Raw genomic sequence first — 9,564 nt, forward strand, 5'->3', positions numbered from 1 at the left:
TGGTGCGCTATCGGCGCGCCGCCACCCGGGAGGACACATGGATAGCAAGACGAGACGCAAATTCCTGCGCGACCGCGTCAACCAGCGCAACGGGCTGATCGTGCCCGGCGCCTTCAACGCGATGAGCGCCCGCATGATCGCCGACCTGGGCTACGAGGTGGCCTACCTGAGCGGCGCGGGCCTGACCAATATGTACTATGCCGCGCCCGACCTGGGCATCATCGGCCTGCGCGACGTGGCCGAGTGCACGACCCGCATACGCGAGGCGGTGGACCTGCCGCTGATCGTGGACGGCGATACCGGCTTCGGCAACGCGGTCAACGTCTACCACACGGTGCGCACGCTGGAGCACGCCGGCGCCGATGCCATCCAGCTGGAGGACCAGACCTTCCCGAAACGCTGCGGCCACTTCGCCGGCAAGGACGTGGCGCCGCTGCCCGAGATGCTGTCGAAGATCCGCGCCGCGGTCGACGCCCGGCAGGACGAGAATTTCCTCATCATCGCCCGCACCGACGCCCGCGCCACGCTGGGCTTCGAAGCCGCGATCGACCGCGCCCGCCAGTGCGCCGAGGCCGGCGCCGACATCCTGTTCGTCGAGGCCACCGAGAGCCTGGAGGAAGTGCGCCAGGTGCCCAAGCTGCTGGACCGCCCGCAGATCATCAACCTGGTGATCGGCGGCAAGACGCCGGCGCTGGATGCCTCCGAACTGGCGCAGATGGGCTACGGCATCGTGCTGTACGCGAACGCCGCGCTGCAGGGCGCGATGCTCGGCATGCAGCGGGCGCTGGGCGCGCTCAAGCGCGACGGCCGGCTGGACGAGGATCCCGATCTGGTGGCGCCGTTCCGCGAGCGGCAGCGGCTGGTCAACAAGCCTTTGTTCGACGAGCTGGAAAAGCGCTACACGGTCTGATCGGCGGCGGCGCCGCCCAGCGCGACCGCGCGCGCATTGCCGATGTGGCGGCGCATGGCGGCTTCGGCCGCCGCGGGGTTGCGCGTGCGCAGCGCCGCCAGGATGGCGAGGTGTTCCTCGTGCGCGGCGCGCAGCCGCCGCGGCTGGCGCGCCGATTGGTGGCGCAGCACGCGCACCTGGTAGTAGATGTCGTTGCACAGCAGGTTGATCAGCCTGCCGTTGCGGCTGCCGCGCACGATGCGGAAGTGGAAGTCTTCGTCGTTCAGGTCGTGCTCGTCCGGCCCGGGGCCGCCGCTGCGGCTCATGTAGCCGTCGATCAGGCGGGCGAGGTCGTCGATCTCGCCGTCCGTCATGCGGGTGGCGGCGAGCCGGCAGCTCAGGCCTTCCAGCGCTTCCCGCAGTTCGAACAATTCCTCCATGCCTTCGCGCGACAGCGCGACCACGCGCACGCCGATGTTGGGAATGCGCTCGACCAGCTTGTGGCCTTCGAGCCGGCCCATGGCCTCGCGCAGCGGGCCGCGGCTGATGTTGAGCTGGCGCGCGATGCGGGCTTCCTTGATGATCTCGCCCGGCGCGATCTCGCCGTTGACGATGGCGGCGACGATGCGGCCGAAGGCCTGGTGGGCGAGGGAAGCCGGGGCTTCGAGGGGGATCAGTTGGCTCATGAACGAAGAAGCGGACGGCGGCTTGCCGTGCGGCCAGGCCGAGGGTCGACACTTTCGCATCGAATGCCCGGTTCCGCAATGCGCCGTCGCGCGCGGCCTGCGCCGTGCCGCCGGCCGGCAAGGTGGCACAATCGCGCTCGCGGCCCGTGCCGCCCGTCCTGTTCCAGGGAGACCGCCATGCCCCGTTTCGCCGCCAACCTGAGTTTCATGTACACCGAACACGAATTTCCCCGGCGCTTCGACGCGGCGGCGGGCGACGGCTTTCGCGGCGTGGAATTCATGTTCCCGTATGCCTGGCCGGCGGCCGAGGTGGCCGGCTGGCTGCGGGCGGCCGGGCTGCAGCAGGTCCTGTTCAACGCGCCGCCGGGCGACGAGCGGGCCGGCGAGCGCGGGCTGGCGTGCCTGCCGGGCCGCGAGGCCGAGTTCCGCGCGGCCATCGGCCTGGCGCTGGCGTATGCCGAGACGCTGGACTGCCCGCGCATCCACGTGATGGCGGGCATCGCGCCGGCCGGCGCCGAGCGGGCGCGGCTGCGCGCCACCTATGTGGCCAACCTGGCCTGGGCCGCCGGGCAGGCGGCCGCCGCCGGCCGCGAGCTGCTGATCGAGCCGATCAACCCGCGCGACATGCCGGGCTATTTCCTGAACCGGCAGGAAGACGCCCACGCGATCGTGGACGAGGTGGGCGCGGCCAACCTGAAAGTGCAGATGGATCTCTACCATTGTCAGATCGTCGAGGGCGACCTGGAAACCCGGATCCGGCGCCATGTGCCCGGCGGCCGCGTGGGCCATATGCAGATCGCCGGCGTGCCGGCGCGCCGGGAGCCCGACGTGGGCGAGGTCAATTATCCGTATCTGTTCGGCGTGCTGGACGAGCTGGGCTACGCCGGCTGGATCGGCTGCGAATACCGTCCGGCCGGCGATACCAGCGCCGGCCTGGATTGGCTGCGCCGCCTGGGCTGACTGCGCCGCCTGGGCTGACTGCCGAGCGGGCCGGCCCGGCGGGCGCGAATGTTGCTCAGGGGCAACGAGGCCCATCCGCCGCGCCCCCGGCTCCCACCGGCGCTTGGCTTTCGGACGATAGCCCCCATATCCGCCACAGGCCGCGGCGCCCGTTGCGGGTAAGCTAGGCGGCGGCATCCAGATCGATTCCTGTGCGAGGCTCAGAGAGAAACGGCCATGACACGCAAAACCCCCATCGAGCGCTACCGCAACATCGGCATCAGCGCGCATATCGACGCCGGCAAGACCACCACCACCGAGCGGATCCTGTTCTACACCGGGGTGAACTACAAGATCGGCGAAGTCCACGAAGGCGCCGCCACGATGGACTGGATGGAACAGGAGCAGGAGCGCGGCATCACGATCACGTCGGCCGCCACCACCTGCTTCTGGAAGGGCATGGCCGGCAATTTCCCGGAACACCGCATCAACATCATCGACACCCCGGGCCACGTGGACTTCACGATCGAAGTCGAGCGTTCCATGCGGGTGCTCGACGGCGCCTGCATGGTCTACGACTCGGTGGGCGGCGTGCAGCCGCAGTCGGAAACCGTCTGGCGCCAGGCCAACAAGTACAAGGTGCCGCGCATCGCCTTCGTCAACAAGATGGACCGCGTGGGCGCCGACTTCTTCCGCGTGCAGAAGCAGATCGGCGAGCGGCTGAAGGGCGTGGCCGTGCCGATCCAGATTCCGGTGGGCGCCGAGGACCATTTCCGCGGCGTGGTCGACCTCGTCAAGATGAAGGCCATCGTGTGGGACGACGCCAGCCAGGGCGTCAAGTTCGAATACCAGGACATCCCGGCCGAACTCCTGCCGCTGGCCGAGGAATGGCGCGAGAAGCTGGTCGAGGCCGCGGCCGAGGCCGACGATGCGCTGCTCGACAAATACCTGGGCGGCGAGCCGCTCTCCGAAGACGAGATCAAGCAGGCCATCCGCCGCCGCACGATCGCCAACGAGATCGTGCCGATGCTGTGCGGCAGCGCGTTCAAGAACAAGGGCGTGCAGGCCATGCTCGACGCGGTGGTGGAATACCTGCCGTCGCCGGTCGACGTGCCGGCCATCCTCGGCCATGCCGAGAACGACGAACAGATCGAACGCCACCCGAGCGACGACGAGCCGTTCTCGGCGCTCGCCTTCAAGATCATGACCGACCCGTTCGTCGGCCAGCTGACCTTCTTCCGCGTGTACTCGGGCGTGGTGCAGACCGGCGACACGGTCTACAACCCGACCAAGAGCCGGCGCGAGCGGCTGGGCCGCATCGTGCAGATGCACGCCAACACGCGCAACGAGATCAAGGAAGTGCGCGCCGGCGACATCGCCGCCGCCATCGGCCTGAAGGAAGTCACCACCGGCGACACGCTGTGCGACCCCGACAAGGTCATCATCCTGGAGAAGATGGTGTTCCCCGAGCCGGTGATCTCGCAGGCGGTCGAGCCCAAGACCAAGGCCGACCAGGAGAAGATGTCGGTGGCGCTGAACCGGCTGGCGCAGGAAGACCCGTCGTTCCGCGTGCAGACCGACGAAGAGTCCGGCCAGACCATCATCTCGGGTATGGGCGAACTGCACCTGGAAATCCTGGTCGACCGCATGAAGCGCGAGTTCGGCGTCGAGGCCACGGTTGGCAAGCCGCAGGTGGCCTACCGCGAAACCATCCGCCAGCCGGTCACCGACGTCGAAGGCAAGTTCATCAAGCAGTCGGGCGGCCGCGGGCAGTACGGCCACGTGGTCATCAACCTGGAGCCGCAGCCGGCGGGCAAGGGCTACGAGTTCGTCGACGCGATCAAGGGCGGCGTGGTGCCGCGCGAATACATCCCGGCGGTAGACAAGGGCATCCAGGACACGCTGAAGTCCGGCGTGCTGGCGGGCTATCCGGTGGTCGACGTCAAGGTCACGCTGGTGTTCGGCTCCTACCACGACGTGGACTCGAACGAGAACGCCTTCCGCATGGCCGGCTCGATGGCCTTCAAGGACGCGATGCGCCGCGCGCGGCCGACGCTGCTGGAGCCGATGATGGCGGTCGAGGTGGAAACGCCGGAAGACTTCATGGGCAACGTGATCGGCGACCTGTCGTCGCGGCGCGCCATCGTGCAGGGGATGGAAGACATCGTCGGCGGCGGCAAGGTGGTGCGGGCCGAGGTGCCGCTGTCCGAAATGTTCGGCTACTCGACCACGCTGCGCTCGCTGACCCAGGGTCGGGCCACCTACACGATGGAGTTCAAGCACTACGCCGAGGCGCCGGCCCAGGTGGTGGAGCGGGTGATGGCGACGCGCGCCGCCTGATGCCCGGCGCGGCGGCGGCCGGGCGGCCCGAATTCGCCCGGCGCCGGCCGCCAAGGCTGTCGGTACTCCTGTCGTTGCTTCAGGGTTGACCCCAATTCCAGGCCGTTTCCGGGGCGGTTCCGGGGCCTGTGGGCCGCTTTTCGGGCCGCTCCCGTTCAGGCCATACCAGGGTCTTCCATTACTGGGGCCTTTTCGCTGCTGACACCCGGCGCGTATTGACATACGATCGCTCCACACACACGCATGCACGTGCATGTTGGGAGATCAAAATGTCCATCGATCGCAAGGCAATGGTGTGTTTCGTGGTTGCAGCAAAGGGCAGCGACGGCGCCTGGCGCTGGGGTGCCCTCAACGAAGACCGGCAGTGGCTGATGCCGCTCCATGCCGAGGAATTCGCCGCGGGCGAGAAGGCGGGCGTGCTGTGCTGCAAGACCGACGACCTGATCCGGCAGGTCGCGATCGAGGGCCTGGGCATGGATTCCGCCACCGAGGTGATCGTGCATCGCCTGTTCCAGGCGTCCGACAGCGACGACTGCGCGGCCGTGATTTCCCGCAAGGTGCGCCGCCGCGCCGCCTAGGCGCCATGGGCGGGCGCAGGGCCGCCCAGGCCCGCCATGCCCCTGGAGGCAATCGTCCGGGCGCCGTTCAGGCGGCCGGATGATCCGGTGGGCCTAGCCTGTCGATGAGCGTGGTCCAGGTTCCCACCGAGATCAGGTGGGCGTAGACCAGGGGCAGCCAGCCCTTGGTGCGCCAGCGCTTGAATTCCTTGTCGGACAGCTTGGCGAATCTGGCTTCGTCTATCACGCGAAAGCCCGACAGGCTCAGCTTTTCTCCATTGCGCAGCGCCACGTCGGCGCGGTTGTCGACCAGCAGGCCGGCGCTTGTCAGCGCCTGCGCGAACTCGGCCGTCAGCGTGTGCTGTTTCTGGTAGTCGCCGCAGAAGGCCAGCGCGTTGCGGGCGATGTCGGTGGGCTTGCCGTCGGCGTCGAAAAAGGGATTGTCGCGCCCCTCCATGAAGGCGCCGGCCGTTTCGTCCACGCATAGCGTGAACTCGGTGGCGCCTTCGTTCTCCATCAGGATGAAGGGATAGCGGCGCACATAGGCCGGCACGTAGGCGTCGGCCTTCCAGTTGCCGGCCTCGTCCACGAACAGGTTCTGCTTGCCGCGCAGCCCCAGCACGGCGACCGGATAGGGCTGGTCGCCGGCGGTGAAGACGATCGGGTAGTGCCGGCAGGCCACCGGCAGCTCGGCCGCGATCAGCGGCACGGCGTTGGTGCCGGCCGCGAAGCGGTAATCGGGCCTGGCGGCCAGCGACCGGTTGCCGTGCCGCGACGGGTGCAGCGGCCTGGGCTGGCGGTAGAACAGCGGTAGCGGTGTTGTGCTCATGAATCCCATCAGTTGAAAGTGCGGGCCGAGGCCACGGTGTGGATCTGGCGCTCGTCCAGGCCCTGGCGCTCGGGCTGCCCGGTGCCGGGCTCCGCGATGGTCAGCACCGGCGGCGCGGCGAAGGCGGACAGCGCGTCGGGCGTCACGCCGGCCGACGAGGTCGTCATCGTGAACAGCGACAGGGCGCCCGGCGTGCTCGGGATGACGATGATCGGCTGGGTGGCCGAGGTCACGCGCATCACCGGTTCGGCCGGGCCCCACGGCACGTCGTTCATGTAGAACGGCGAGGCGACCAGCGTGCTGTCGATCATCGACGCCGGCAGCGGGCCGCCGTAGCCGTTGATCGAGCCGTACAGCTGCGCCGAGGTGGCGCTCGGGATCGCCAGGCCGGCCACCACGATCTTGTGGGCCGGGTCGGCGTCCTTCACGCCCAGCAGCAGGCCGCCGGTGCCGGCGCCGATGGTGACCAGCGTGGCGGGCGCGTTCAGGCCCGTCATGGTGACGTTGCCGTCGGTGAAGATGGACAGCGTGGGGCCGGTGGCCGAGGCCACGGCTTCGATCGACACGGGGCCGGCCAGGACCGCGATGCTCGACGGCAGCTGGACCGCCGCGCCGCCGGTCTGGACGAAGCCGGTGGCGGCCGTCACGTTGGCGTTGCCCGAGAAGCTGACGGTGGCGTTGCCATCGACGCTGTGCAGGCCGACCGCGCCGAGGCTGGCGGTGACGGCGTCTTCGAACACGAAGCTGCCGCCGGTCAGGTCGATGCCGCCCGCGCCGTCGGCCACGATCGCGCCGTGGAAGGTGGTCGGGCCGCCGGCGCCAGCCTGGCGCAGCGAATCGGCGTGGATGTCGTCGCCGAAGGTGACGGTGTCGCCGGCATCGATGGTCAGCGCGCCCAGTGTGCCGTCGGCGCCGACCGCGCCGTCGACGCCGATCGCCCCGGCCGCCGCCAGCGACAGCGCCGAGCCGTCGCCGGAGTCGATGGTGCTGCCGAATACCAGCGAGCCGCCGCTGCTGGCCAACGCACGGTCGCCCGCGAGGCCGACTGCGCTCTGGTAGGCCTGGCCGCCGGTGGTGGCCACCGTGCCGCCGTCGACGAAGGCGGTACTGCCGGTGACCGACAGCGCGCTCAGCGCCTGGCCAGCGCCGATGTCGCCGCCGAGCACGGCGTCGCCGTCGATGGTCAGGCCCTGGCCGCCCGCGTCGGTGGCGTCGATGCCATGGGTGAGCGAGACCTGCGTGCCCGACAGCACGGTGTCGCCGGTCAGCATCAGGAACTCACCGTAGGCCTGGGCGCCGGTGGTGTCGACCGAGCCGCCGTTGATCGACAGTGTGCCGCCTTCGTCGGTGGCGACGCTGGCGGCGCGGACCGCGCCGTCGAACACCGTCGCGCCAGCGCCGGCGATGTCCAGCGCGCCGACGCGGTCGGTGCCGCCGATGGCGCCGGCGAAGGTGATGTCGCCGGCGCCGCTGGCTACGGCCAGGTCGTGGCCGCCCTCGAGGGTATCGCCGAAGGCGACGTTGCCGCCGCCGGTGGTCAGCGACAGGTCGCCGGACAGCGTGGCCGGGCCTTGGTAGGACTGGTCGCCAATGGTGGCCACCGAGCCTTCCAGCGTCGAATTGCCGGTCACCGTCAGCGACGCAAGCGCCTGGTCGGCGCCGGTGTCGCCGGCCAGCACGGCGTTGCCATCGATGGTCAGGCTTTGTTCGCCGGCCTGCGTGGCGTCCGCGCCCTGGGCCAGCGTGATGGTGGCGCCGGCGAGGATGGTGTCGGCGCCGAGCACCGCGTGCTCGCCATAGGTCTGGTCGCCGGTGGTGTCGATCAGGCCGCCGTTGATGGCCAGGGTGCCAGCCGGGTCGGTGGCGACGGAAGCGGCGTGGACGGCGCCGTCGAACACGGTGGCGCCGCCGGCGTTGATGGCGATGTCGCCTACGCGGGTGGTGCTGCCGATGGCGCCGTCGAAGCCGACGTCGCCCGCGGCGTCGACGGCGAGGGACTTGCCGTCGCTGTCGACCGTGCCGTGGAAGGCGACGTCGCCGTCGGCGCTGGCGAAGGCCGCGTCGGCGTCGTAGGTCAGGGCGCCGCCGTAGGACTGGCCGCCGATGGTGGCGACGGTCTGGGTGGTGCCGCCGTCGGCGGCATGCAGCTCGGTGCTGCCGGAGATGGCCAGCGATTCGAGCGCGGCGCCGACGCCGACGTTGCCGGTGATGCTGGCGTCGCCGTCGATGGTCAGGCTTTGTTCGCCGGACTCGGCCGCGTCGACGCCCTGGGCCAGCGTGATGGCGCTGCCGGTCAGGACGGTGTCGGCGCCGAGGATGACGAATTCGCCGTAGGTTTGCGCGCCGGTGGTGTCGACCAGGCCGCCGTTGATGGCCAGGGTGCCGGCCGGGTCGGTGGCGACGGAGGCGGCGTGGACGGCGCCGTCGAGCACGGTGGCCCCGCCGGCGTTGATCGCGATGTCGCCCAGGCGGGTGGTGCTGCCGATGGCGCCGTCGAAGCCGACGTCGCCCGCGGCGTTGACGGTAAGGTCCTTGCCGTCGCTGTCGACCGTGCCGTGGAAGGCGATGTCGCCGGTGGTGCTGGTGAAGGCCGCGTCGGCGTCGTAGGTCAGGGCGCCGCCGTAGGACTGGTTGCCGGCGGTGGCGACGGTGTAGATGGTGTCGCCGTCGGCGGCGCGCAGGTCGGTGCTGCCGGAGATGGCCAGCGATTCGAGCGCGGCGCCTGCGCCGACGTTGCCGGTGATGCTGGCATCGCCGTCGATGGTCAGGCTTTGCTGGCCGGCGGTGGCCGCGTCGACACCCTGGGCCAGCGTGATGGTGCTGCCGGTCAGGGTGGTGTCGGCGCCGAGCACGGCGTGTTCGCCGTAGGTTTGGGCGCCGGTGGTGTCGATCAGGCCGCCGTTGATCGCCAGCGTGCCGGCCGGGTCGGTGGTGATCGAGGCGGCGTGGATGGTGCCGTCGAACACGGTGGCGCCGCCTGCGTTGACGACGACGTCGCCCACGCGGGTTTCGCCGCCGACCGCGCCGCCGAAGCCGACGCTGCCGCCGGCGTTGGCGGTGAGGTCCTTGCCGTCGCTGTCGACCGTGCCGCGGAAGGCGATGTCGCCGGTGGCGCTGGCGAAGGCCGCGTCGGCGTCGTAGGTCAGCGCGCCGCCGTAGGACTGGTTGCCGGCGGTGGCGACGGTGTAGGTGGTGTCGCCGTCGGCGGCGTGCAGATCGGTGCTGCCGGAGATGGCCAGCGATTCGAGCGTCGCGCCCGCGCCGACGTTGCCGGTGATGTCGGCATTGCCGGCGATGGTCAGGCTTTGCTGGCCGGCGGTGGCG

At 70.1% G+C, this 9,564-nt stretch carries 7 protein-coding genes; 4 read left to right on the top strand and 3 right to left on the bottom strand.

What is annotated here, in order from left to right; genetic code table 11:
* Positions 1 to 37: 37 nt before the first annotated feature.
* A complete protein-coding gene (locus tag ABD927_RS19605) occupies positions 38 to 910 on the top strand; it encodes an isocitrate lyase/PEP mutase family protein (RefSeq protein WP_345251541.1) in 873 nt (290 codons plus the stop codon).
* On the opposite strand, the gene ABD927_RS19610 is transcribed toward ABD927_RS19605, so the two are convergent.
* Positions 898 to 1,575 carry a GntR family transcriptional regulator gene (locus tag ABD927_RS19610; protein ID WP_345251542.1) on the bottom strand — a complete coding sequence of 226 codons (678 nt, stop codon included), beginning with the start codon at positions 1,573 to 1,575 and terminating at the stop codon, positions 898 to 900. The two genes, ABD927_RS19605 and ABD927_RS19610, sit on opposite strands and share 13 nt — an antisense overlap.
* 177 nt (positions 1,576 to 1,752) lie before the next feature.
* Here ABD927_RS19610 and otnI point away from each other — a divergent pair, with 177 nt between their 5' ends.
* The 3 genes from otnI to ABD927_RS19625 all read left to right on the top strand — a co-directional run bounded on the left by otnI (position 1,753) and on the right by ABD927_RS19625 (position 5,432).
* Positions 1,753 to 2,535, top strand: coding sequence for a 2-oxo-tetronate isomerase (gene otnI, locus ABD927_RS19615; protein ID WP_345251543.1), 783 nt, complete (start codon positions 1,753 to 1,755; stop codon positions 2,533 to 2,535).
* 216 nt (positions 2,536 to 2,751) lie between these two features.
* The gene (gene fusA / locus ABD927_RS19620) at positions 2,752 to 4,854 is read left to right on the top strand and encodes an elongation factor G (RefSeq protein WP_345251545.1); all 2,103 of its coding nucleotides are present in this window, start codon (positions 2,752 to 2,754) and stop codon (positions 4,852 to 4,854) included.
* Between the two features lie 269 nt (positions 4,855 to 5,123).
* Positions 5,124 to 5,432 (top strand): hypothetical protein, encoded by a 309-nt coding sequence (locus tag ABD927_RS19625; protein ID WP_345251546.1) that lies wholly within the window; start codon positions 5,124 to 5,126, stop codon positions 5,430 to 5,432.
* 67 nt (positions 5,433 to 5,499) lie between these two features.
* Here the strand turns inward: ABD927_RS19625 and ABD927_RS19630 are convergent, their stop codons facing one another.
* Positions 5,500 to 6,240 carry a SapC family protein gene (locus ABD927_RS19630; protein ID WP_345251547.1) on the bottom strand — a complete coding sequence of 247 codons (741 nt, stop codon included), beginning with the start codon at positions 6,238 to 6,240 and terminating at the stop codon, positions 5,500 to 5,502.
* Between the two features lie 8 nt (positions 6,241 to 6,248).
* A partial coding sequence (locus ABD927_RS19635) for a beta strand repeat-containing protein (RefSeq protein ID WP_345251548.1) occupies positions 6,249 to 9,564 on the bottom strand: 3,316 nt, incomplete at its 5' end.

The sequence above is a fragment of the Pigmentiphaga soli genome (assembly GCF_039541095.1).
GTDB lineage: Bacteria > Pseudomonadota > Gammaproteobacteria > Burkholderiales > Burkholderiaceae_B > Pigmentiphaga > Pigmentiphaga soli.